Here is a 23242-nt window from a genome sequence, read left to right on the forward strand (position 1 = left end):
AGCTAGTGCCTATTTTGGAACCATAAAACGCACGAAATCAGGCAGTTTTCACAGCTTTAGTGGAAATGAGCCCACAGCAGAACGCCCCAGGTCATCAGCGCAACGAAAATCGCCAACAGCACCGCCGCCGAACCCATGTCTTTCGCGCGCCCAGACAGCTCGTGATACTCCGAGCCAATGCGGTCAACAACCGCCTCCAGTGCACTATTGAGAATTTCCACTATCATCACCAACAGGACGGAGCCAATAAGCAGCACACGGGTGATCGGATCAACATCCAGCCAGCAGGCGATAATAATCGCCAGTACGGATGCAACGCCCTCCTGGCGAAACGCGGCTTCGTTGATCCACGCCGCGCGAAATCCTTTCCAGGAATATCCAGCAGCTTTGATAATTCGGGTGAGCCCAGTGGTATTATTGGCCATCTCAAGAACCTTTTACGTTATGACGTCAATGACAATGCGTACTTCACGTTGCTGCTGGGTTTGCCGCCTTGCCGCCGCGCGAATCACTTAGTGTATTATTATGAGGCGGTAGAACAGAAATTCTGCCGACTTTCTGATATTCTTGCCGCGCATTTGCATGATTAACCAGAGGCTTTACATCGTTTATGTCCGGCTGGCCACGAATTTACTACAAATTACTGAATTTACCATTAAGTGTTCTGGTAAAGAGCAAGTCTATTCCGGCAGAACCTGCCCAGGAATTGGGGCTTGATACTTCACGTCCAATTATGTACGTCCTGCCTTATAACTCTAAGGCCGACTTACTGACGCTGCGCGCCCAATGCCTGGCGCACGATCTGCCCGATCCGCTTGAACCGTTAGAAATCGACGGCACCCTGCTGCCGCGCTACGTGTTCATTCACGGCGGCCCGCGCGTGTTCACCTACTACACGCCGAAAGAAGAGTCGATCAAGCTGTTCCACGACTACCTCGACCTGCACCGCAGCAATCCAGATTTGGATGTGCAAATGGTGCCGGTGTCGGTGATGTTTGGGCGTTCTCCAGGCCGTGAGAAAGGCGAAGTTAATCCGCCACTGCGGATGCTGAACGGCTTCCAGAAATTCTTCGCCGTCTCCTGGCTGGGTCGCGATAGCTTCGTGCGTTTCTCACCGTCCGTTTCTCTTCGCCGCATGGCCGATGAGCACGGGACGGACAAAACTATCGCCCAGAAACTGGCTCGCGTTGCGCGTATGCACTTTGCGCGTCAGCGCCTGGCTGCGGTGGGCCCACGCCTGCCAGCGCGCCATGATCTGTTCAAAAAGCTGCTGGCCTCTAAAGCCATTGCCAAAGCGGTAGAAGATGAAGCGCGTAGCAAAAAAATCTCCCACGAAAAAGCGCAGCAGAACGCCATTGCGCTGATGGAAGAGATTGCTGCCAACTTCTCCTACGAAATGATTCGCCTGACCGACCGTATCCTGAGCTTTACCTGGAACCGTCTGTATCAGGGCATCAACGTCAATAACGCCGAGCGCGTTCGCCAGCTGGCGCACGACGGGCACGAGATTGTTTATGTGCCTTGCCACCGCAGCCACATGGACTATCTGCTGCTCTCCTACGTGCTCTACCATCAAGGTCTAGTACCACCGCATATCGCTGCCGGTATTAACCTGAATTTCTGGCCAGCCGGTCCGATTTTCCGTCGCCTGGGCGCGTTCTTCATCCGCCGCACCTTTAAGGGCAACAAGCTCTATTCCACCGTATTCCGCGAATACCTCGGCGAGCTGTTCAGCCGCGGCTATTCGGTCGAGTACTTTGTGGAAGGTGGCCGTTCCCGTACCGGTCGTCTGCTGGATCCGAAAACCGGTACCCTGTCGATGACCATTCAGGCGATGCTGCGCGGCGGCTCCCGCCCAATCACCTTAGTGCCAATTTATATTGGCTACGAGCACGTGATGGAAGTGGGCACCTACGCCAAAGAGCTGCGCGGAGCGACCAAAGAGAAAGAGAGCCTGCCGCAGATGCTGAAAGGCCTGAGCAAGCTGCGCAATCTCGGTCAAGGCTACGTTAACTTCGGCGAGCCAATGCCGCTGATGACCTACCTGAATCACCACGTACCGGAATGGCGCGAGTCTATCGACCCGATCGAAGCCGTGCGCCCGGCGTGGCTGACGCCAACCGTGAATAAGATGGCGGCAGAATTGATGGTGCGTATCAACAATGCCGGTGCGGCTAACGCCATGAACCTGTGTTGTACCGCGCTGCTGGCCTCTCGTCAGCGCTCGTTGACCCGTGAGCAGCTAACGCAGCAGCTGGAGTGTTATCTGGCCCTGATGCATAACGCGCCTTATGCGCCGGATGCCACCGCACCGAAAGCGTCCGCGAGTGAGCTCATCGACCACGCGCTGCAGATGAACAAGTTCGAAGTCGAGAAAGACACCATCGGCGATATCATCATTCTGCCACGCGAACAGGCGGTGTTGATGACCTACTATCGCAACAACATTGCGCATATGCTGATTATGCCTTCGCTGCTGGCGTCAATTATGACCCAACATCGTGAGATCACGCGTCAGCAGGTGGCCGACTATATCGACACCCTGTATCCAATGCTGAAAGCCGAGCTGTTCCTGCGCTGGGATCGCGAAGAGCTGCCAACGGTTATCGACACGCTGATTGCCGAAATGGTGCGTCAGGAGCTGATTACCGTCAACGGCGACGATCTGCACATCAACGCCTCGCATTCCCGTACGCTGCAATTGCTGGCGGCCGGTGCGCGCGAGACGCTGCAGCGCTACGCCATCACCTTCTGGCTGCTGAGCGGCAACCCGTCGATGAACCGTAGCACGCTGGAGAAAGAGAGCCGTACGCTGGCGCAGCGTCTGTCGGTGCTGCACGGCATCAACTCACCGGAATTCTTCGATAAAGCGGTGTTCTCATCGCTGGTGTTAACCCTGCGCGATGAAGGCTATATCAGCGACAGCGGCGATGCCGAACCGGAAGAGACGATGAAGGTTTACCAGATGATGGCAAGCCTTATCACCTCGGATGTGCGCCTGACGATTGAAAGCGTCACGCAAGACGAAGAGCCTGTGCTGAAGGACGCCTGATAGCGTATCGTTTGGTTAAAAATATGTCGGGCGAGTCACTCTGCGTACGACACAAAAAAGCCGGATAATTATCCGGCTTTTTTTACAGCATCAGAACTGCCAATAACTCATCGCTAGCCCAATAAACAGCACCAGACCCACGTAGTTATTATTGAGAAACGCCTGGAAACACGGCCCGCGTTCGCGGTGACGAATCAGCTTTTGTTGATAAACAAACAGCGCCCCGGCAATCAGAATTGACCAGTAAAACTCCCAGCCAAGTCCATTCAACCAGCCAATCAGCGCCATCAGCCCCAGCACACAGACCTGCAGAATGCCGATAATTAAGCGGTCATTTTCCCCAAACAATATCGCCGTTGATTTGATGCCAATTTTCACGTCGTCATCGCGATCAACCATGGCGTACTGAGTATCGTAGGCCACGGCCCACAGGATATTCGCCAGCAGCATCAACCAGCAGCTAAGCGGCAGCGATTCGCTGACTGCCGCAAACGCCATCGGAATCGACCAGCCGAACGCCGCCCCCAGCACCACCTGCGGCAGATGGGTGTAGCGTTTCATAAACGGATAAACCCAGGCCAGCGCCAGCGCGGCAACCGACAGCAGGATAGTCATGGTATTGAGTGTCAGCACCAGCAGGAACGACAACAGGACCAGCACGGCAAACAGGATGCGGGCCTCTTTCTCGCTGACCGCGCCGCTTGGCAGCGGGCGATTGGCGGTGCGTTTTACATGGCCATCAAATTTGCGATCCGCGTAGTCATTCACCACGCAGCCTGCGGCACGCATCAGCCAGACGCCGGCGACGAACACCGCCAGGATCCACAGCGGCGGTACGCCCGGTGCGGCAACCCATAGTGCCCACAGCGTTGGCCACAGCAATAGCAGGGCACCGATCGGTTTGTCCGTGCGCATCAGCTGATGGTAAGCCAGCAGCTTGTTCGGCCTAAGACTCCTCTCCATTTTTCTTCTTCCTCTTAGTACAACGGCGATGCCGGTAGAAACAGCTCCGTCAGCAGCAGCGGTTTTCCACTCAAGCGGAGGCGGGAACGGCGCCCCCACAGCGCATCATGACGACCAATCTCAATAAAATCGCGGGTTAACTGGGAGGACGTAAACAGATAACGGCCCAACGGCGTCTGCCCCAGTTGCTGCAGCGCCAGCTCCGGACCGCATAGGGTCGACTCTGGCACCACCGTACGCCCGGCAAGCCACGGCTCCCCCCCGACGCACAATAATATTTCTCGCAGCCAATAGCGAGGTTCATCGGCCAGCAAATGCTGTTCATCGGCCAGCGCATCGCGGCGAATAAATTCTTCGTTTAATAGCGTCACGCTAACGGGTTTCCCATACTGCTCAAACCGCTTGGTCATCGAGTCTTCCAGCATCAGCCAATCGCGTTGAGCCGGTTCAAGCGGGGGAACGACGTCAAAATAGCGCAAAGCACGCAGCTGCGTCAGTGCAGAGTGCGACATGCCTGTCTCTCCAATACATAGCGTTGGGTTATTGTATCGCAGAAAGGTGCGTGAGGGGGTGCAGGAATGGTCAAATACGATCAATAGCGCAACAGCACTGCAACAGTCGCCGTAGCGCGTCAGGCACACCTCATCAGGAACATCTCCAACGCCAAAGCCGCCTGAGGAGTGAGGTGTATAAAAAAGGTGCGCCCCTAAGGGCACACCGAAAGGCTTCGCCTAAACATCGGCGCTGTGGGGAGAACTTACCCCTTGCCTTTTACAGCGCCGATAAAGGTGGAACGAGCAGATTTAGAGCCCAGGCGTTCGGCTTCATTCATCAGCTTCAGGGCCTTGTCGATATCCCCTTTCGCCACGGCCTGTTTAATACCGTTGTTGAAGTAGCTTTCCGTATCATTGAGCATCGGCTCGGCTTTTGCCGCCGGAGCTGGAGCTGCCACCGGCGCGGCGACAGGCGCTGCGTAGGCTGGTGCAGCAGTATTACCCACGGTTACCGGTACTGGACCGGAAGAACCAAACAGCGGGCCAACCAGTACGCTGGAGCTGCTGTTGGTTTTCACCTTCAGCTTCACCAGGCCATCGGTGGTGTGTTTCGCCACCGGATCAGGAATATCCGGTACCGCGTTACCTGTCCCTTTGGCATAGGCCTTCGCCGGATCCAGCAGCGTGGTGGTCTGCTGGAGATCTTTTTCCGTCGTGAAGACCAGCACGTAGAGTTTTTGCTGGCCCAGCGCCGGCGTCAGGCGCATTTCGCCTTCCAGACGGTCAGCGCTCATCACGCCCGGTGCCTGGTAGGTAAAGTAGCTGCTTGGGAAGTAGGCCGAAGGAGTCATATTCTGGTCAAGAATCAACACATTCGGCGCAAAGACGTTGGTTTGTTTGTTCACTTCGCTGGTCAGCGTCAGCGTTAGCTCGCCAATATTAGCCGGCACGCTGTAGGCCACCACTTTGCCGGTAATACCCGGTACGTTAAGCGTTTGCCCGCCCACCGCAATCTGTGTGGACTGCACTTTAGATTGGTCGACCGGCGTCCAGGTGAGCTGCTGCAGGTCAGCTGTCGGAATGGTTGGCGCGGCGCTGGTATTTTGCGGCACGTAGTTGACGTCAGCGAGGCTGATGCCCGGGACGCTCGCCAGCAATCCCGCGGATAAGCACAGAGCAACGAGACTTTTTTTCATTTTCATTATGATGACCTCAAAAATCGTCGATCTAGCGGTGGCCAGGCAATAGCGCGCTAAACCTCAAGGAACAGAGGGGCTTGCGCCCCTCGTCGGTTGTTACATCAGGCTAGTGCTGAATTACCACCAGATTTCCATCTGTGCACCGAAGGAGAACTCATCGCTATCGCCACGGTTGGTGTTGGATACGTTGGAATTGCTAGACACCGCGTAACGGGAGACGCTGTCGCCATTTTTCACATAACCCCAGTTCTCATCCCACTTCGCATAGGTTGCGAAGACACGAATTGCCGGACGGGACCAGATGCTGTCGCCCGCCTGCCATTGCTGTGCCAGGGTGATTTTGTACTGGTTGTTACGGTCGCCAGTCTGCTGAGATTTCACGTTGTCGTAGCCGACTTCCAGCAGGGTACTCATGATTGGCGTCCATTTGTACATTGGACGAATACCCACGGTGTACCATTCGGTACCCAGGTTGTTATCCAGGTCGATATTCTGGTACATACCGACATACATCAGGTCCCATTTGTCGCCCAGTGAAATCGCACCGTGGTCCAGAACGCGCCACATGTCGCCATTGTTATTCACGACGTTAGGATAGGTAATACCGCCAACGGTGAACGAGCTTGCGCTGTTTGTACCCTGAGGAATACCTTTGCCCTGCGTGGTCATAGCATCTGTTGCGTACTGGAGCACGAACTTGTTATAGCCCTTCAGCATGCTCTGGGTGTGTTCAGCGGTGAACATCCAGCCATCTTTGGACGCATTATCAGCAAAGCTATAGCCGTCAGTGTGGTTAGCACGGCCGTAGTCAGCACCTAATTCCAGCACGCCGTCTGGGTTAGTTTCCAGACCGGCTAAACGTACGTCGAATACGTCGTTCGCCGTGTCTTTAGATTTGTCATAAGTATTCTGACTCGTGAAGATGTAAGAACCACCCGCTTCCTGAGAACGGGTCGCTGCCAGAGACAGTTTACCGAAGCCCAGATCGACGTTTTCGATACCGGCACCAGGACCTGAAATATCCCAGTAGTAGAAGTCGATCATGTGAACGTCATGACGCTGGTAGAAGCGCTTACCGGCCCAGATGGTGGAGCCTGGCAGCCATTCAATCAGGTTTTTACCCTGCACGTTTGCTTCACGGAAAGCGGGGTCAGTCGCTTCCCAGTCATTCTGCTGTGCAACGGAGTAAGCCACGTTAGTATCGAAGTAGAAGCTCTTATCGCCCTCTTTCCACACTTCCTGGCCTAATTTCAATTCGGCGTAGGTTTCACATTCGTTACCCAGACGGTACTTACTTTGAGCACCGGTTGCCTGGAAACACTGTTGTTCGCCACCGCTACCCGTCCAGCCAATACCGGAACGTGCGTAGCCATGAAAATCTACGGCCATTGCCTGAACAGACATAATGCCTGCTGCTACGGCAACCGCCACGGGGAGTTTGCGCAGAGTAATCATCTATTCTATCTCCTGAGATCATTGCTTTTCTTTAACATTCCACCCGGTAACGCCTTATGGCTGGCGGTGTAAGGGCTTCATGCTTGTTTTGTTATGGGACTCTTAAACGCCGGGTTCTTTATGCAGCCGACGACATGCGGTGCCATCTTCACGGAACAGATGACAACGCTCTGGCGGCAAGCCGATGGCGAATGTGGCACCCTCTTCTACCAACACCACGTCGTTCTGGCGGTACACCAGGTTTTGACGAATGGCGGGGATCTGGATATGAATTTGTGTTTCGTGACCAAGCTGTTCAACAACGTGCACCACGCCTTCCAGCGTCACATCGGCGATGTGGCTAGGCAGCAGGTGTTCAGGACGGATGCCTAGCGACATGTTGGTTCCCACGGTGACGTTATTGCTCTCCACCGGTAACCAGATTTGCTGGCGGTTAGGCAGTTCAACCTGGACCTGATCAATGGCGGTCGCCGTGACTTTGACCGGCAGGAAGTTCATTTTTGGCGAGCCGATAAAGCCCGCAACAAAACGGTCGGCCGGATAGTGGTACAGCTCCAGCGGTTTACCTACCTGCGCGACGCGACCGGCATCCAGCACCACGATTTTGTCGGCCAGCGTCATCGCTTCGACCTGATCGTGGGTGACGTAAATCATCGTGCGGCCCAGACGTTTGTGCAGGCGGGAAATTTCAATACGCATCTGAACGCGCAGCGCGGCATCCAGGTTAGAAAGTGGTTCATCCAGCAAGAACACGCGCGGTTCTGCCACCAGCGTACGGCCAATGGCGACACGCTGGCGCTGACCGCCGGAAAGCGCCTTTGGCTTACGCTCCAGCAGGTGGGCTAACTGCAGCACTTCGGCAACCTGTGTCACGCGCTGGTTGATCACCTCTTTTTTGGCACCGGCCAGCTTCAGACCGAAGGACATGTTTTCAGCAACGGAAAGGTGGGGGTACAGCGCATAGGACTGGAAGACCATCCCCACGCCGCGCTCGGCCGGTGGGATGTCGTTCATGCGGGTATCACCGATCATCAGATCGCCGCTGGTGATGGTTTCGAGGCCCGCGATCATGCGCAGCAAGGTTGATTTCCCGCAGCCTGATGGCCCGACAAACACCACGAACTCCCCTTCCTGGATATCGAGGTTGATATCTTTCGACACCACCACATCGCCCCAGGCTTTCGTTACATTGCGCAGCTGTACGTTCGCCATGCCCTTCTCCCTCGTTACAACTTGTCACCAAAAGACACAATCAAGATGGGCTGACTATGCAACAGCCATCAATTTGGTGAATCCTCCACCCCCCCGGTTTTTTATGGGGGAGGAGGCGGGAGGATGAGAAGGTACGCTCTGCCCCCGTTGACATCTCATCGGGACGAAGATCGTGATGGGGCTTGCAAAAAACGGCGCTTTTTTTTGTGCGCTGGAACTCATAACCGGGAATTTTGTTACCAGGATCACACAATTACCCCCTAGGGCGTAGACTCCAGGAGGATGGAAAGGGGTTGCTAAAAAAGGAAACTCATCGACGTTAAACCACCTCTGTGTATCCACGAGTACATCACCAAAAAGGACGGGATATATGAAAATCAAAACTGGCGCTCGCATCCTCGCGCTGTCCGCATTGACCACGATGATGTTTTCCGCCTCTGCCCTGGCAAAAATCGAAGAGGGAAAACTGGTTATCTGGATTAACGGCGACAAAGGCTATAACGGCCTCGCCGAGGTAGGTAAGAAATTCGAAAAAGATACCGGCATCAAAGTCACCGTTGAACACCCGGACAAGCTGGAAGAGAAATTCCCGCAGGTTGCCGCCACTGGCGATGGCCCGGACATTATCTTCTGGGCGCACGACCGCTTTGGCGGCTACGCACAGTCAGGCCTGCTGGCTGAAGTCACTCCTGACAAAGCGTTCCAGGACAAACTCTACCCGTTCACTTGGGATGCGGTTCGCTACAACGGCAAACTGATTGCTTACCCAATCGCAGTTGAAGCGCTGTCGCTGATTTACAACAAAGATCTCGTTCCTAACCCACCGAAGACCTGGGAAGAAATTCCTGCGCTGGACAAAACGCTGAAAGCGAAAGGCAAATCAGCGCTGATGTTCAACCTGCAAGAACCGTACTTCACCTGGCCACTGATTGCCGCCGACGGTGGTTATGCGTTCAAGTTTGAAAACGGCAAGTACGACGTGAAAGACGTGGGCGTGGACAACGCTGGCGCGAAAGCGGGTCTGACCTTCCTGGTTGACCTGATCAAAAACAAACACATGAACGCGGATACCGATTACTCCATCGCTGAAGCGGCCTTTAACAAAGGCGATACCGCGATGACCATCAACGGTCCGTGGGCATGGTCCAACATCGATAAGAGCAAGGTGAACTACGGCGTAACGCTGCTGCCAACCTTCAAAGGTAAAGCCTCTAAACCGTTCGTAGGTGTACTGAGCGCCGGCATCAACGCCGCGAGCCCGAACAAAGAGCTGGCGAAAGAGTTCCTCGAAAACTACCTGCTGACCGATCAGGGTCTGGATGAAGTGAACAAGGACAAACCGCTGGGCGCCGTAGCACTGAAATCCTTCCAGGATCAATTAGCGAAAGACCCACGTATTGCGGCCACCATGGATAACGCCCAGAAAGGCGAAATCATGCCGAACATCCCGCAGATGTCCGCATTCTGGTATGCCGTTCGTACCGCTGTGATCAACGCAGCAAGCGGTCGTCAGACCGTTGACGCTGCGCTGAAAGATGCACAGGGTCGTATCACCAAGTAATGCTTTATCCCCTCTCCTTTAGGGAGGGGGTTAGGGTAAGGATTGTGTTCGCAATCAACTTACTCCGGCCCTCCTCCCCTGGAGAGGGAGAAAAGTTCAATCGTTGTAGAGGAAGATCCCCATGGATGTCATTAAAAAGAAACATTGGTGGCAAAGCGACACGCTGAAATGGTCAGTGGTTGGTCTGCTTGGCCTGCTGGTGGGTTACCTTGTTGTTTTAATGTATGCACAAGGGGAATATCTGTTCGCCATCATGACGCTGATTTTGAGTTCAGCGGGCCTGTATATTTTCGCCAATCGTAAAACCTACGCCTGGCGCTACGTTTACCCTGGTATGGCCGGAATGGGGCTGTTCGTTCTGTTCCCACTGGTTTGTACGATTGCCATTGCCTTTACCAACTACAGCAGCACCAACCAGCTCACCTTCGAGCGTGCTCAGGAAGTCCTGATGGACCGCTCCTATCAGGCAGGTAAAACCTATAACTTTGGTCTGTATCCTGCGGGCGATGAGTGGCAACTGGCCCTCACCGACGGCGAAAGCGGTAAAAACTATCTTTCCGACGCCTTTAAATTTGGCGGCGAACAAAAACTGCAGTTGAAAGAAGCTGACGCCCTGCCAACCAGTGAGCGTGCGGCGCTGCGCGTCATCACCCAAAACCGCCAGGCGTTAAATCAGCTAACCGCCGTCCTGCCGGATGAAAGTAAAGTCACTATGAGCTCGCTGCGTCAGTTCTCTGGCACTCAGCCGCTCTATACGTTGTCCGATGACGGACTGCTGACCAACAATCAAAGCGGCGTCAAATATCGCCCAAACAGCGAAATTGGGTTTTATCAAACCATCAACGCCGACGGCAGTTGGGGCAGCGAAAAGCTGAGCCCGGGCTACACCGTCAGCATCGGCTGGGATAACTTCACCCGCGTCTTTACCGATGAAGGCATCAAGAAGCCGTTCTTCGCCATCTTTATCTGGACGGTGGTCTTCTCCGTGCTGACGGTCATTCTGACCGTTGCGGTTGGCATGATTCTGGCCTGCCTCGTCCAGTGGGAATCTCTGAAAGGCAAAGCCATCTACCGCGTACTGCTGATTCTGCCGTATGCCGTACCGTCGTTCATTTCGATTCTGATTTTCAAAGGGCTGTTCAACCAAAGCTTCGGTGAAATCAACATGATGCTGAGCGCCCTGTTTGGTATCAAACCGGCTTGGTTCAGCGACCCAACCACCGCCCGTTCGATGATTGTTATCGTCAACACCTGGCTTGGCTATCCGTACATGATGATCCTGTGCATGGGCCTGCTGAAGGCGATTCCGGACGATCTGTACGAAGCGTCGGCGATGGATGGCGCGGGGCCGTTCCAGAACTTCTTCAAGATCACGTTGCCGCTGCTGATTAAGCCGCTGACGCCGCTGATGATCGCTAGCTTCGCCTTTAACTTTAACAACTTCGTCCTGATTCAGCTGTTGACCAACGGCGGCCCGGACCGTCTCGGCACCACCACGCCGGCTGGCTATACCGACCTGCTGGTTAGCTACACCTACCGTATCGCCTTTGAAGGCGGCGGCGGTCAGGACTTTGGTCTGGCGGCAGCAATTGCGACGCTTATCTTCCTGCTGGTCGGTGCGCTTGCGATAGTGAACCTGAAAGCCACGCGGATGAAGTTTGATTAAGCCTGAACGGCCTGGCGTCATTGGCGCAGCCAAGGAGTAAAGAAAATTATGGCTATGGTACAACCGAAATCTCAGAAATTGCGTCTTCTCACCACGCACCTTCTGCTGCTCATTTTTATTGCGGCGATTATGTTCCCGCTGCTGATGGTTATCGCGATTTCCCTGCGTGAAGGTAACTTCGCCACGGGCAGCCTGATCCCAGAAAATATCTCCTGGGAGCACTGGAAGCTGGCGCTGGGCTTTAGCGTTGAACACGCCGACGGCCGCGTAACGCCACCGCCGTTCCCGGTACTGCTGTGGCTGTGGAACTCGGTAAAAATCGCCGGTATCACCGCGATTGGTATCGTGACGCTCTCCACCACCTGCGCCTACGCTTTTGCTCGTATGCGCTTCCCGGGGAAAGCGACGTTGCTGAAAGGGATGCTGATTTTCCAGATGTTCCCGGCGGTGCTGTCACTGGTTGCGCTGTACGCCTTGTTTGACCGCTTGGGCCAGTACATTCCGTTTATCGGCCTGAACACCCACGGCGGAGTCATCTTCGCCTACCTCGGTGGCATTGCGCTGCACGTGTGGACGATTAAAGGCTACTTCGAAACGATTGATAACTCTCTGGAAGAAGCGGCTGCGCTGGATGGCGCAACCCCGTGGCAGGCGTTCCGCCTGGTGCTGCTGCCGCTTTCCGTACCGATTCTGGCGGTGGTATTTATCCTGTCGTTTATCGCCGCGATCACCGAAGTACCGGTTGCATCACTGCTGCTGCGTGATGTGAACAGCTACACCCTGGCCGTAGGTATGCAGCAATACCTCAACCCGCAAAACTATCTGTGGGGCGACTTTGCCGCAGCGGCAGTGCTTTCCGCCATCCCTATTACCGTGGTCTTCCTGCTCGCGCAGCGTTGGCTGGTAAACGGCCTCACGGCCGGCGGCGTGAAGGGCTAAGTTTCATCGTTAAATGCCACTGTTATCATCCTCAACTTGCAAGAACCCTAACTTGTGACTGTTTGGCGCTCTCCGGAGCGCCCTTTTTTTCGCTGTCATCGGGGATAATCTACTCTCGCTTTAAGCGTTTCGAATTACACAACCACAGCGTAATCACCAGCAGCAAAATCGCGGCAGAGTAAATCAGCACGTCCAAAGGTGATTTATGATCGACGATAATCAGCCGCACAATCGCGGTGATACCGATATAGACGAAGTAGCGCAGCGGGAAGTGAAAACCTGACTGGAAGTACTTCACAATCAGTGCGATAAATTCGAAATAGAGAAAATAGACCACCAGCCCTTCCACCAGCGCATACTTACTGGTGCTTTCCGGCGCGAACAGCACGTCCGCCAGATGGACCGTCTCTTTACCGAGAAAAACCACCAAGATCAGGCCAAGACTGAGCAGCCCTAAATTCAACACGGTCTGCAGAATGGTGGAGATAAACTCTACGCGTGGACGAGATAGCGACGTCATAGCTAACACCTCTTTCGCTGGGCCGAGATCTTTGTATAGCGCAAAAACGTGATCTAGATCTAGTTTTTTATCGTACTGGAATCATCACCAATCTCAACAGCACGGCAACCCTGCGCTCGCGCACATTATTTCCCGGCAAATTACCGAATCGCACCGCGTACTGGCACAATTACCGCTGATTTTGTGCTTTGAAGGTACGAGACATGCTTCATATTCGCCGTGCAACCCCCGACGATATTCCGTTGTTACAACATATGGCTATCACCAGCTACCGCCATCATTTCGCGCATTTGTGGAAAAATCCCGATGAGCTGGCGCATTTTCTGACGGAGGAATATGGCGAGGCGGCGCTACAACGCTCGCTATCCACCGCCAACTGCGTCTGGCTCATTGCCTCCGCAGGGGAACCGGTTGGTTTTGCTAAGTACACGCGACAACAGCGCATTGAGTCGGACAATATTATCGGCACCCTACTGCACAAGCTCTATCTCATGCCGGGTGAGACGGGGAAAAACTACGGTGAGCAGATTTTTTCTGAGGTGAGTGGGCAGTCAAAAGCATCGGAAGAAACGCATCTGTGGCTGGAAGTCCTGGCCGATAACCCTCGCGCCCGCCGATTTTATCAGCGCCTGGGTATGAAACACATTAAGGACATCACCTTCACTACCGCGACGCAAACCAGTACCTTGAATATACTGGCCAAAATGCTTTAAGAGGACACGATGAGCGCTTTTCGTCATACCGAGATTCGTAACGTTACTCGCGGCGACAATGTCGTTATCTACGAGCCAAGCAATCTCTACGACTGCACGCTAGGCAACAACGTGTTTGTCGGGCCCTTCGTTGAAATTCAGGGCAACAGTTGGATCGGCGACAACAGCAAAATCCAGTCGCATACCTTTATCTGCGAATACGTCACCATTGGCAGCCACTGCTTTATTGGCCACGGCGTGATGTTCGCAAACGATATGTTCCGCGAGGGAAAACCCGATGCCGACCGCGATAACTGGGGACGAATTACGCTTGGTGATAATGTCTCCATCGGCAGCGGGGCCACGATTCTGGCCGTGTCGATTTGCGACGGCGTGGTGATCGGTGCAGGCAGCGTTGTGACCCGCTCGATAACCGAAAAAGGGGTTTATGCCGGGAACCCGGCCCGCCTGCTACGCCGTTTATAGCCAAGCGGATTGCCGATAGCCGGGTCAGCTATCGGCAATCACCCGTTAGCGGAAGTTCTGGCTCTTATCGCCGGTCATGCTGTAGAGCTCAAACTTACGTCCCAGCATCTGTCCACCGTCTCGCGTCAGCGGCGTCCAGCCGACGGAAGCCCTGCTGCGAGTTGGGCCAGAGGTGAAGAGGTCCATTGGGATATTCACATATACCCCTTTGGTGAATTCCCCTTCGCCGTATTCATCCGCCGAAACGTTAGTGATTGTGGCATAAGCCCCCACAACGATACCGCTGTCAAAGTGCTTCGAGATATCCAGCGTGCCGCCTTTATCACCGGCCAGATACTGACCTACGCTGGCTTTCACCAGCACGTCCTGGGCAAACGACGGCGTCCAGTAAGCGGTGAGATGCCCGGTTTTGACGCTGTAATCGGTGAACTTCATCATGTCCTGCGCGCTGCGCCAGTCACGCTGCTTCACGTAGTTAGCGTTCAGGCCAAACGCCCAGTTACTGTCAACCGGACGGTAAAGTACTTCCGCCCCCGCACCGCCGTACATGGTTTCCAGATAGCCGCCGTAGACCTGGCCGTAGAAATCATTCCCCAGATACTGGAAGTAGTTGGCCTGCAGGTTATTCACATAGACATCGTTCTCAACGTATTCACGGATGTGCGTACGTACGCGCGGCAGCGCCGAGTCGTTCGGCGGGTTGGTGTAGTTAAACTTGTCGTAGTTGTTGGCGATATTGGCGAACACGCTGCCGCTGGTCAGCAGGTGATCGGTAACCCACCAATCCGCGGTACCCATTACGCCGATCTGATACATGTAGAAGCTTTCTGGCCCGCCAATCGACTGGCTCAGCACCGGATCAAGATGGAAATCGAAGCGGGATTTATCGATATACCACCCCTGCTCGGTTTTCTCCGGCACTACCGGCGCCATGCGTTTTTGCACCAGCGATGTTTCCTGGCCTAACGGCTCACCTTCCAGATGGCGCTTGAGGCTGGCCACGTCCGTTTCGGTAGTCACTTCCGGCAGGTTGAGGCGAGTTTCGGTAATGCGGATCGTGCGGATCCCATCAGGAAGATCGTTCATCACGATCCGATTGGCCCGTTCGATCCCTTCACGCGAGTCCCGATATTTCACCTGCTCGCCGGTCACGTACAGCGTATCGCCTTTTACCTGCATATTCGGCGCGGCAAATCCGGCGTTGTACTTCAGCATGGTCAGCTGATTCGCCACCACCGAGTGCTGAAGGATCGCATCCTGCGGCTGCGGGCGGTAAGTCGGCCGCGCGTTGTCATTATAGGACGGGCGCAGATCGTTAAAGTTGGTGCGCAAAGTAAAACCAAACATCACGGTGTTGCCGCGCTCATAGCTAAGGTTCACGTCGGCCCAATCGGTGACGCGATAAATGGCGCCGACGTTAAACTTGCTCTTTTGCTCAATTTTACCGGCAAAGTCCTGCTGGTAATTGTTGCCCTCATATTCCAGCTTCAGACGCAGCGGCTGCCACGGCGTCTGGTATTCAATACCGCCGAACCACGCCGCTGGGCCGTGGAACATCTGGCTACCATCAACCGAGCCCGCTTTGCGATAGCTGTTATCGCGGTAGCAGTATTTATCGCTGTACGAACAAAACGGATTGGTGGCGTTGCCGCTGGTCCCCAGGTAGCCCCAGCCTAAACCGAGCGAGAAATCAAATGGCCCCCAGGCTTTGCTGGCCACGACATATTCCGAATCAAACAGCCCAGTACCGCCGATATCACGCGCCCCCACGGCGACCTGCGGTAGCCAGTAACTCTCCTCCCATAGGCGTAGCTTCACGTCGAAGGCTTTATCTTTATAGGTTTGTGAGCCCGAAAATGACTCCACGCTGCTGTACTCTTTAGTACGCACGTCGGTGTAGCGCAGGGTAGTTTCCAGCCACGGGAACAGTTGGGCCGAAGCGGAGTAATAGCGGTATTGATCGTTATCGCGATAGTTGAGGCTGAACTCACCCTCACGCGCCATACGCGCCGTCGGAGTTTGCAACAGGCCGACGCCACCGAAGTCCGATTGTGACGGGCCAATCGGCGCCGGATAGGTTTCTGCATGGCAGGCCGCGCTCACCGCCAGGGCAAGCAGGCTATACAGACAGTTTTTTTTCATTATTCAGGTCTCCGCTGCGACAAGGAGCGAAGAATGGCGGCGTTGAGCGCCTCGTATTTATTCGTCCACAACGAGTCAGCAAAGCCGACAAAAAGAATGCTGCCGGGCATGGGTTCTATATGACGTTTATTCCAGTAAGCGACCGGCGCTTTCTGCGTGCGCCCATCCGGATAAACCACCCAGGCGTAGCTACGGTCCGCACCGCTGAGCAAATGGGTATCGTCGAGATAGCTCGCGACATCTTTCCCCGGCGTAAACGTGATGTTCCCCGGTTTATCCACCAGCCCAACACGCGTAATCGTTGAGGGTTCTTGCCCAAGCCAAAGCGTGTATTTCCCCTGTAACGGTGGATTATTTTGGCTGTGGACACGTACGATATCCGGGTCGAGCGGCACCTGTAGACGCCCGGTCACCGGCATCGCCTGCAGCTGATTGCGCAGTGCATTGATGGCCGCCGCGTCGCTACCGACTTCGTCCTTCGCCAGCGCACTCAGTTGCGCCAACAGCTCCTGGTGTTCACGCATAGCCTGCTCAGTCGCCTGCGGCGTAGTAATCACGGCGCCAGGCCACCAGCTTCCCGCCAGCCGTGGCTGCCCGACTAAATCCGCCAGCCGCTCGGCGTTCGTTAACGTGAGCGGTTTCGCCACGCCCGCCTGATGCACCTCAACGGTGCCTGCGGCCAGGGCGCTGGCAGAAGAAATAAGAGTGACGATAGCGGCAGCAATAAGCGTTTTATTCATGATTTCGCCGCCTTGATAAGCGTGGTGTTAACCGGGAAAGTCCCCGCCCCCAGGTACTGCTGTGATTGTCGGATCTGCCCTTCGCTATCCACCCAGTAGCGATTACGCCAATGGGTTTCGGAAGTGCTGACCTCTTCCTCCAGCACGCGAACCGCCGTTTGCGTTCCCGCCATGGTCAGCGTATCGCTACCGTCCCAGCGGAAGGTGGATTTTGCCGTGGCGTAGCGCACCTGTTGATGCTCGGTCCAGCCCATCGTCCGCGTCCAGGTGGCGCCATCGGTAATTTGATTGGCATGGTTCAAGGGATCGTTATCGAGGTTGTTCACCGTGAGCAGGTTGTCGCCCTTGAGCTGCGTTTTCACCAGCCGCCCATGCTGAGTCACTAACATTGCCTGGTCCTGAGTCAGCCATTTCTGCTGACCGTTTTCCGAGAACGCCAGCACCACAAAAATCTGCGGTCCACCGTTAAGCTGCATATATTGGCTGGCATACGGCATATTCTGGATATCGTCGTCGGTCATCTGTACGCCCGGCGAGCCCCAGACGCTCTCCCAAAGCGAGTGCCCCAGCCCCTTGGTGCTGGGTGAACACGCCTGAAGCAGCAGGCATAAAAGAGGGATAAAAAGTCGCTTCACGACGCTTCTCCAGGGGGCGAAATAACCACACCGAAGTGTGGTTAGAATTAACGTACCTTTAATTACTGGGTACTGGTGGTCGTGCTGGTGGTGGTGGTGGTCCCGGTATTGGAACCGTCACCGCCAGCCGCTGCCAGCGCCATACCGACAGCAGAGCCTGCGGTGCTGGCGCTGGTGGCGGTTGAACTCCCGGCAGACACGGACGTTGCAGCGACGCCAGCCGCTTCACCGGTTTCAATCGGTGCTGCGCTAGCGCTTGCCGCAGCAAACGCCGAAATGGCAAAAATGCCATAGAGGATTTTCTTCATAACAATTTCCCTTCAATGAATGAATGGATATTTGCCCAAGAGAATTCAGGCGTCATCGAGTATACACAACCAAATGAATAGATTTGGCGCAGGAAAAATAGACAGGGGCACTTTAGGATAATAAGCAAAAGCAATAACACGAAATAAATATAACATTTAAAAACATATGCTTATTTATTAATTAAAAAATAGCAATATACGGTTATTCCGAAAGAGAAGGTAAGTTGAATGGATATTTAGGATTATGCTCAATGCCAATATTAGGCAAATTTCAGGAATAAGCAGAATTATCTGACAAAAAAAATGCCGGCATCAAGCCGGCATTGAGAATATATAACCTTACGCGCGCCAGGACTTATAACGGTTAATCAGACCGTTAGTCGAGCTGTCGTGGCTATCGATCGCTTTATCATCATTCAGCTCCGGCAGGATGCGGTTAGCCAGCTGTTTACCCAGCTCTACGCCCCATTGGTCGAAGGTAAAGATGTTCAGGATGGCGCCCTGAGTGAAGATTTTGTGTTCGTACAGTGCGATCAGTGCACCCAGGCTGTAAGGCGTGATTTCACGCAGCAGGATGGAGTTGGTCGGACGGTTGCCTTCGAACACTTTAAACGGCACCACGTAGTCCAGCGTAGCCGGATCTTTACCCTGGTCACGATATTCCTGCTCAACCACTTCACGAGATTTGCCGAACGCCAGCGCTTCGGTCTGCGCGAAGAAGTTAGACAGCAGTTTCGGATGGTGGTCGGTCAGCGGGTTGTGGGTAATAGCCGGAGCGATGAAATCGCACGGCACCACTTTCGTCCCCTGGTGAATCAGCTGGTAAAACGCGTGCTGGCCGTTGGTACCCGGCTCGCCCCAGATGATTGGGCCAGTCTGGTGTGCCACTTTGTTGCCGTTACGGTCAACGTACTTACCGTTGGACTCCATGTTGCCCTGCTGGAAGTACGCAGCAAAGCGGTGCATGTACTGATCGTACGGCAGAATCGCTTCAGTTTCAGTGCCATAAAAATTGTTGTACCAGATGCCAATCAGCGCCAGCAGTACCGGCAGGTTTTTCTCAGCCGGCGTGGTGGAGAAGTGTTTGTCCATCGCATGGGCGCCGGACAGCAGCTGTACAAAGTTGTCAAAGCCAACGGACAGGATGATCGACAGACCAATCGCCGACCACAGAGAGTAGCGGCCACCAACCCAGTCCCAGAATTCAAACATGTTGGCAGTATCGATACCAAACTCAGACACCGCTTTACCGTTGGTAGACAGCGCCGCGAAGTGTTTCGCCACGTGCTTCTGGTCTACCGCACTCGCCAGGAACCAGTCGCGCGCGCTGTGGGCGTTGGTCATGGTCTCCTGAGTGGTAAAGGTTTTGGAAGCCACCAGGAACAGGGTGGTTTCTGGGTTCAGCGTCTTGAGCGTTTCAGCGATGTGGGTACCATCGACGTTAGAAACGAAGTGCATATTGAGATGGTTTTTGTACGGACGCAGCGCTTCGGTCACCATGAATGGACCCAGGTCGGAGCCGCCGATACCGATGTTCACCACGTCGGTGATCGCTTTACCGGTATAGCCTTTCCACTGACCGGAGATGATCGCTTCGGAGAACGACTTCATTTTCTCCAGCACCGCATTCACTTCTGGCATCACGTCTTTGCCATCAACCACAATCGGGGTATTGCTACGGTTACGCAGCGCGACGTGCAGTACGGCACGGTCTTCGGTGCGGTTGATCTTTTCGCCCGAGAACATGGACTTGATAGCACCGCTCAGATCGGTCTCTTTGGCCAGATCCAGCAGCTTCGCCAGCGTCTCTTCGGTGATGCGGTTTTTAGAGAAATCGACCAGCATCTGATCGTCGAAGGTCGCGGAAAACTTAGCAAAACGGTCACCATCTTTGGCGAACAGCTCCGCAATAGTAACGTCCTTCATTTCATCGAAGTGTTTCTGTAGTGCCTGCCACGCAGCGGTCTGCGTTGGGTTGATGTTTTTCATTAGCAATACCCTTCTGATTTAAAAATCGTAACTGTCCTCGATTGTAGCGCCAGTCACAAAAAATTGTGATGGTTTTAATGTTATCCCCCCTTCGGATGACAAAATCGCGCACAAAACAGACAAAAATATCGTCTTTATAAGCCCGATTACTACGGGCCACAGCTGCATGAAAAATCCGCATAACCCCAACGTTGACAACCTACCCGCTAACCCTTTATTTATAAACGTACTACCTGCGCACGCGCAGGCCAGAAGAGGCGCGTTGCCCAGGTAAACGGTGTTTGAGGAACCAGTCCTGTGAAAACATCTGAAGGGGAGCAACGCCGAGATGACTGAACTACCGGTTACGTTCACCATCGGCTACAGGGGCTGAATCCCCTGGGTTGTCACCAGAAACGTTCGCAGTCGCACGTTTCGCAAGTGGTGGAGCACTTCTGGGTGAAATCGTAGTTGTTTATCGCTCTGCGCCCACCCGTCTTTCGCTCTTCCCTTGTGCCAAGGCTGAATAATTTGGACTGACTCAGATAAGTCAGCCCTCCCCTGACACGAGGTTATTATGACAGCATTAGTAGTCGCCAAATTTGGCGGAACCAGCGTAGCCGATTTTGATGCTATGAACCGCAGCGCCGACGTGGTGCTTTCTGACGCCAGCGTGCGCGTTGTTGTGCTGTCGGCCTCTGCGGGCGTCACCAACCTGCTGGTCGCCCTGGCTGAAGGCCTGGAAGCCAGCGAGCGCCAGGCTAAACTCGATGCGATTCGCGCCATTCAGTATGCCGTCCTCGAGCGCCTCTCTAATCCAGCGGTTATCCGCGATGAAATTGAACGTCTGCTGGAAAATCTGGCCGCTCTGGCAGAAACCGCGGCGAGCGAAACGTCTACCGCCCTGACCGACGACCTGGTCAGCCACGGCGAGCTGATGTCGACCCTACTATTTGTGGAAATCCTGCGCGAACGTCGCGTTCAGGCACAGTGGTTTGACGTGCGTAAAGTGATGCGTACCAGCGATCGATTCGGCCGCGCCGAACCGGATGTTGCCGCACTGTCTGAGCTGGCAACCCAGCTACTGGCGCCACGTCTGAGCGAAGGGCTGATCATTACCCAGGGCTTTATCGGGAGCGAAAGCAAAGGCCGCACCACCACGCTGGGTCGCGGCGGTAGCGACTACACCGCAGCCCTGCTTGGCGAAGCGCTGCACGCTACTCGCGTCGATATCTGGACCGATGTACCGGGTATCTACACCACCGACCCGCGCGTAGTGCCAGCAGCAAAACGCATTGATGAAATTGCCTTTGAAGAGGCCGCTGAGCTTGCGACCTTTGGCGCGAAAGTCCTGCACCCGGCTACGCTGCTGCCGGCCGTGCGCAGCGATATCCCAGTATTCGTCGGCTCCAGCAAAGACCCGAAAGCGGGCGGTACGCTGGTGTGCAATGAAACCGCTAACCCGCCGCTGTTCCGTGCGCTGGCGCTGCGTCGTAAACAAACGCTGCTGACCCTGCACAGCCTGAATATGCTGCACTCCCGCGGCTTCCTTGCAGAAGTATTCGGCATTCTGGCGCGCCACAATATCTCCGTAGATTTGATTACCACCTCGGAAGTGAGCGTGGCGTTAACGCTCGATACCACCGGCTCTACCTCCACCGGCGATACGCTGCTAACGCAGTCCCTGCTGATGGAACTGTCGGCGCTGTGCCGCGTTGAAGTGGAAGAGAATCTGGCGCTGGTCGCGCTGATTGGCAACGACCTGTCAAAAGCCTGCGGCGTGGGCAAAGAGGTATTTGGCGTTCTGGAACCGTTCAACATCCGCATGATTTGCTACGGCGCATCCAGCCATAACCTGTGTTTCCTGGTGCCGGGTGCGGAAGCGGAGCAGGTGGTGCAGAAACTTCACCATAATTTATTTGAATAATATTTCAGCACGCGATAAACAATAACTATAGCCGGGCTCGAACCCGGCTTTTTTATAACAACACAACATCAATAGACACAAAATCATTCAAGTTGATTCGCAACACGCTTGCGCTGGCCCCGAAGGGGCGAGGCTGTAAGGCGAGTAACGCGGCAGGCAAGCGACAAATTCGTCAGGAGCGAATTTGACCAGCCGAAGGCTGGCCTCTGGTGAGGGACATAGATGTCCCTCATTAATCCCCCGGGAGCGTACATAAGTACGCGACTGGGATGAGAGCGCGCAGCCAACGTACAAGCAGCTTGAAGGAAGAAGTGTATAAATCGCAAGGAATACAATATGCTCGCCGTTCTCACCCGGCTGTTCCCGTTATGGGCGCTGCTGCTTTCTGTTATTGCCTACTTCACGCCGTCAACCTTCACGCCGATTGGTCCGCTGGTGCCTTCACTGCTAATGCTGATTATGTTCGGTATGGGCGTGCACCTGAAAGTGGACGATTTTAAACGCGTACTGTCACGCCCGGCCCCGGTCGCGGCGGGGATTTTTCTGCACTACCTGGTGATGCCGCTCGCCGCCTGGCTGCTGGCCCTGGCATTCCATATGCCGCCGGAGCTTTCCGCCGGAATGGTGCTGGTCGGCAGCGTCGCCAGCGGTACGGCATCTAACGTGATGATCTATCTGGCGAAAGGGGATGTCGCGCTGTCAGTGACGATCTCTTCCGTCTCCACCCTGGTTGGCGTTGTCGCCACGCCGCTGCTCACCCGTCTGTACGTCGATGCGCATATTCAGGTCGATGTGATGGGTATGCTACTGAGTATTCTGCAAATTGTGGTGATCCCGATTGCACTGGGCCTGGTGATTCATCACCTGTTCCCGCGCGTCGTGAAGGCGGTTGAACCTTATCTGCCGGCATTCTCTATGGTCTGCATTCTGGCGATCATCAGCGCCGTGGTGGCCGGATCCGCATCGCATATCGCTTCGGTAGGTTTTGTGGTCATTATCGCGGTGATTCTGCATAACACCATCGGCCTACTCGGCGGTTACTGGGGTGGTCGACTGTTCGGCTTTGATGAGTCCACCTGCCGAACGCTGGCGATTGAAGTCGGAATGCAGAACTCCGGGCTGGCAGCTGCCTTAGGCAAAATCTACTTTGGGCCGCTGGCCGCGCTGCCCGGCGCGCTGTTCTCAGTTTGGCATAACCTGTCCGGCTCGCTGTTGGCGGGTTACTGGTCCGGCAAGCCTATCGAAAATAAAAAGCGCAAATAACGCACAGCCCGTTCGGGACT

At 54.8% G+C, this 23242-nt stretch carries 20 protein-coding genes and 1 riboswitch; of the genes, 8 read left to right on the forward strand and 12 right to left on the reverse strand.

Features of this window, described 5'->3' with window-relative positions; translation table 11 throughout:
• Positions 1-56: 56 nt before the first annotated feature.
• On the reverse strand, positions 57-425 hold the full coding sequence (locus tag KCR01S_RS14275) for a diacylglycerol kinase (protein ID WP_061283368.1): 369 nt from the start codon (positions 423-425) through the stop codon (positions 57-59).
• Positions 426-610: 185 nt separating this feature from the next.
• On the opposite strand from KCR01S_RS14275, the gene plsB reads away from it, so the two are divergent.
• Positions 611-3052, forward strand: coding sequence for a glycerol-3-phosphate 1-O-acyltransferase PlsB (gene plsB / locus KCR01S_RS14280; protein WP_061283369.1), 2442 nt, complete (start codon positions 611-613; stop codon positions 3050-3052).
• Positions 3053-3142: 90 nt separating this feature from the next.
• Here plsB and ubiA read toward each other — a convergent pair whose 3' ends face one another.
• The 5 genes from ubiA to malK all read right to left on the reverse strand — a co-directional run bounded on the left by ubiA (position 3143) and on the right by malK (position 8375).
• Entirely contained in the window at positions 3143-4015 is an 873-nt protein-coding gene (ubiA, locus tag KCR01S_RS14285) for a 4-hydroxybenzoate octaprenyltransferase (RefSeq protein ID WP_061283370.1), read from the reverse strand.
• Positions 4016-4029: 14 nt separating this feature from the next.
• Positions 4030-4527 carry a chorismate lyase gene (ubiC, locus tag KCR01S_RS14290; RefSeq protein ID WP_061283371.1) on the reverse strand — a complete coding sequence of 166 codons (498 nt, stop codon included), beginning with the start codon at positions 4525-4527 and terminating at the stop codon, positions 4030-4032.
• Positions 4528-4772: 245 nt separating this feature from the next.
• Positions 4773-5711: a maltose operon protein MalM gene (gene malM, locus KCR01S_RS14295; RefSeq protein WP_061283372.1), complete on the reverse strand. Its 939-nt coding sequence runs from the start codon at positions 5709-5711 to the stop codon at positions 4773-4775.
• A 114-nt stretch (positions 5712-5825) separates the two neighbouring features.
• Positions 5826-7163 (reverse strand): maltoporin, encoded by a 1338-nt coding sequence (locus KCR01S_RS14300; protein ID WP_061283373.1) that lies wholly within the window; start codon positions 7161-7163, stop codon positions 5826-5828.
• A gap of 102 nt (positions 7164-7265) precedes the next feature.
• The gene (malK, locus tag KCR01S_RS14305) at positions 7266-8375 is read right to left on the reverse strand and encodes a maltose/maltodextrin ABC transporter ATP-binding protein MalK (RefSeq protein ID WP_061283374.1); all 1110 of its coding nucleotides are present in this window, start codon (positions 8373-8375) and stop codon (positions 7266-7268) included.
• A gap of 370 nt (positions 8376-8745) precedes the next feature.
• On the opposite strand from malK, the gene malE reads away from it, so the two are divergent.
• From malE to malG, 3 genes are all read left to right on the forward strand, one after another.
• Positions 8746-9936, forward strand: a complete 1191-nt coding sequence (malE, locus tag KCR01S_RS14310; RefSeq protein WP_061283375.1) for a maltose/maltodextrin ABC transporter substrate-binding protein MalE — start codon at positions 8746-8748, stop codon at positions 9934-9936.
• A gap of 121 nt (positions 9937-10057) precedes the next feature.
• A complete protein-coding gene (gene malF / locus KCR01S_RS14315; RefSeq protein WP_061283376.1) occupies positions 10058-11602 on the forward strand; it encodes a maltose ABC transporter permease MalF in 1545 nt (514 codons plus the stop codon).
• A 48-nt stretch (positions 11603-11650) separates the two neighbouring features.
• Complete coding sequence (malG, locus tag KCR01S_RS14320; RefSeq protein WP_061283377.1) at positions 11651-12541, forward strand: maltose ABC transporter permease MalG; 891 nt, start codon at positions 11651-11653, stop codon at positions 12539-12541.
• Between the two features lie 109 nt (positions 12542-12650).
• Here the strand turns inward: malG and psiE are convergent, their stop codons facing one another.
• Entirely contained in the window at positions 12651-13061 is a 411-nt protein-coding gene (gene psiE / locus KCR01S_RS14325; RefSeq protein ID WP_061283378.1) for a phosphate-starvation-inducible protein PsiE, read from the reverse strand.
• A 203-nt stretch (positions 13062-13264) separates the two neighbouring features.
• Between psiE and KCR01S_RS14330 the strand changes: the two genes are divergently transcribed.
• Both KCR01S_RS14330 and KCR01S_RS14335 read left to right on the forward strand, forming a co-directional pair.
• Positions 13265-13774, forward strand: a complete 510-nt coding sequence (locus tag KCR01S_RS14330) for a GNAT family N-acetyltransferase (RefSeq protein WP_061283379.1) — start codon at positions 13265-13267, stop codon at positions 13772-13774.
• Positions 13775-13783: 9 nt separating this feature from the next.
• Positions 13784-14239, forward strand: a complete 456-nt coding sequence (locus KCR01S_RS14335; RefSeq protein WP_061283380.1) for an acyltransferase — start codon at positions 13784-13786, stop codon at positions 14237-14239.
• A gap of 45 nt (positions 14240-14284) precedes the next feature.
• On the opposite strand, the gene KCR01S_RS14340 is transcribed toward KCR01S_RS14335, so the two are convergent.
• The 5 genes from KCR01S_RS14340 to pgi all read right to left on the reverse strand — a co-directional run bounded on the left by KCR01S_RS14340 (position 14285) and on the right by pgi (position 20053).
• The gene (locus KCR01S_RS14340) at positions 14285-16381 is read right to left on the reverse strand and encodes a YjbH domain-containing protein (protein WP_061283381.1); all 2097 of its coding nucleotides are present in this window, start codon (positions 16379-16381) and stop codon (positions 14285-14287) included.
• Complete coding sequence (locus KCR01S_RS14345; RefSeq protein ID WP_156478765.1) at positions 16381-17121, reverse strand: capsule biosynthesis GfcC family protein; 741 nt, start codon at positions 17119-17121, stop codon at positions 16381-16383. Before KCR01S_RS14345 ends, KCR01S_RS14340 begins: the two co-directional genes overlap by 1 nt.
• A complete protein-coding gene (locus KCR01S_RS14350) occupies positions 17118-17756 on the reverse strand; it encodes a YjbF family lipoprotein (RefSeq protein ID WP_061283383.1) in 639 nt (212 codons plus the stop codon). Before KCR01S_RS14350 ends, KCR01S_RS14345 begins: the two co-directional genes overlap by 4 nt.
• A 62-nt stretch (positions 17757-17818) precedes the next feature.
• A complete protein-coding gene (gene yjbE, locus KCR01S_RS14355) occupies positions 17819-18064 on the reverse strand; it encodes an exopolysaccharide production protein YjbE (protein WP_061283384.1) in 246 nt (81 codons plus the stop codon).
• A gap of 339 nt (positions 18065-18403) precedes the next feature.
• Positions 18404-20053, reverse strand: coding sequence for a glucose-6-phosphate isomerase (pgi, locus tag KCR01S_RS14360; RefSeq protein ID WP_061283385.1), 1650 nt, complete (start codon positions 20051-20053; stop codon positions 18404-18406).
• 244 nt (positions 20054-20297) lie between these two features.
• A riboswitch (Lysine riboswitch) is annotated at positions 20298-20495 on the forward strand.
• A gap of 114 nt (positions 20496-20609) precedes the next feature.
• Here pgi and lysC point away from each other — a divergent pair.
• On the forward strand, positions 20610-21959 hold the full coding sequence (gene lysC / locus KCR01S_RS14365) for a lysine-sensitive aspartokinase 3 (protein WP_061283386.1): 1350 nt from the start codon (positions 20610-20612) through the stop codon (positions 21957-21959).
• A 336-nt stretch (positions 21960-22295) separates the two neighbouring features.
• On the forward strand, positions 22296-23222 hold the full coding sequence (panS, locus tag KCR01S_RS14370; protein WP_061283387.1) for a ketopantoate/pantoate/pantothenate transporter PanS: 927 nt from the start codon (positions 22296-22298) through the stop codon (positions 23220-23222).
• Positions 23223-23242: the final 20 nt, after the last annotated feature.

This window comes from Kluyvera cryocrescens NBRC 102467, assembly GCF_001571285.1.
Classification (GTDB): Bacteria; Pseudomonadota; Gammaproteobacteria; order Enterobacterales; family Enterobacteriaceae; genus Kluyvera; species Kluyvera cryocrescens.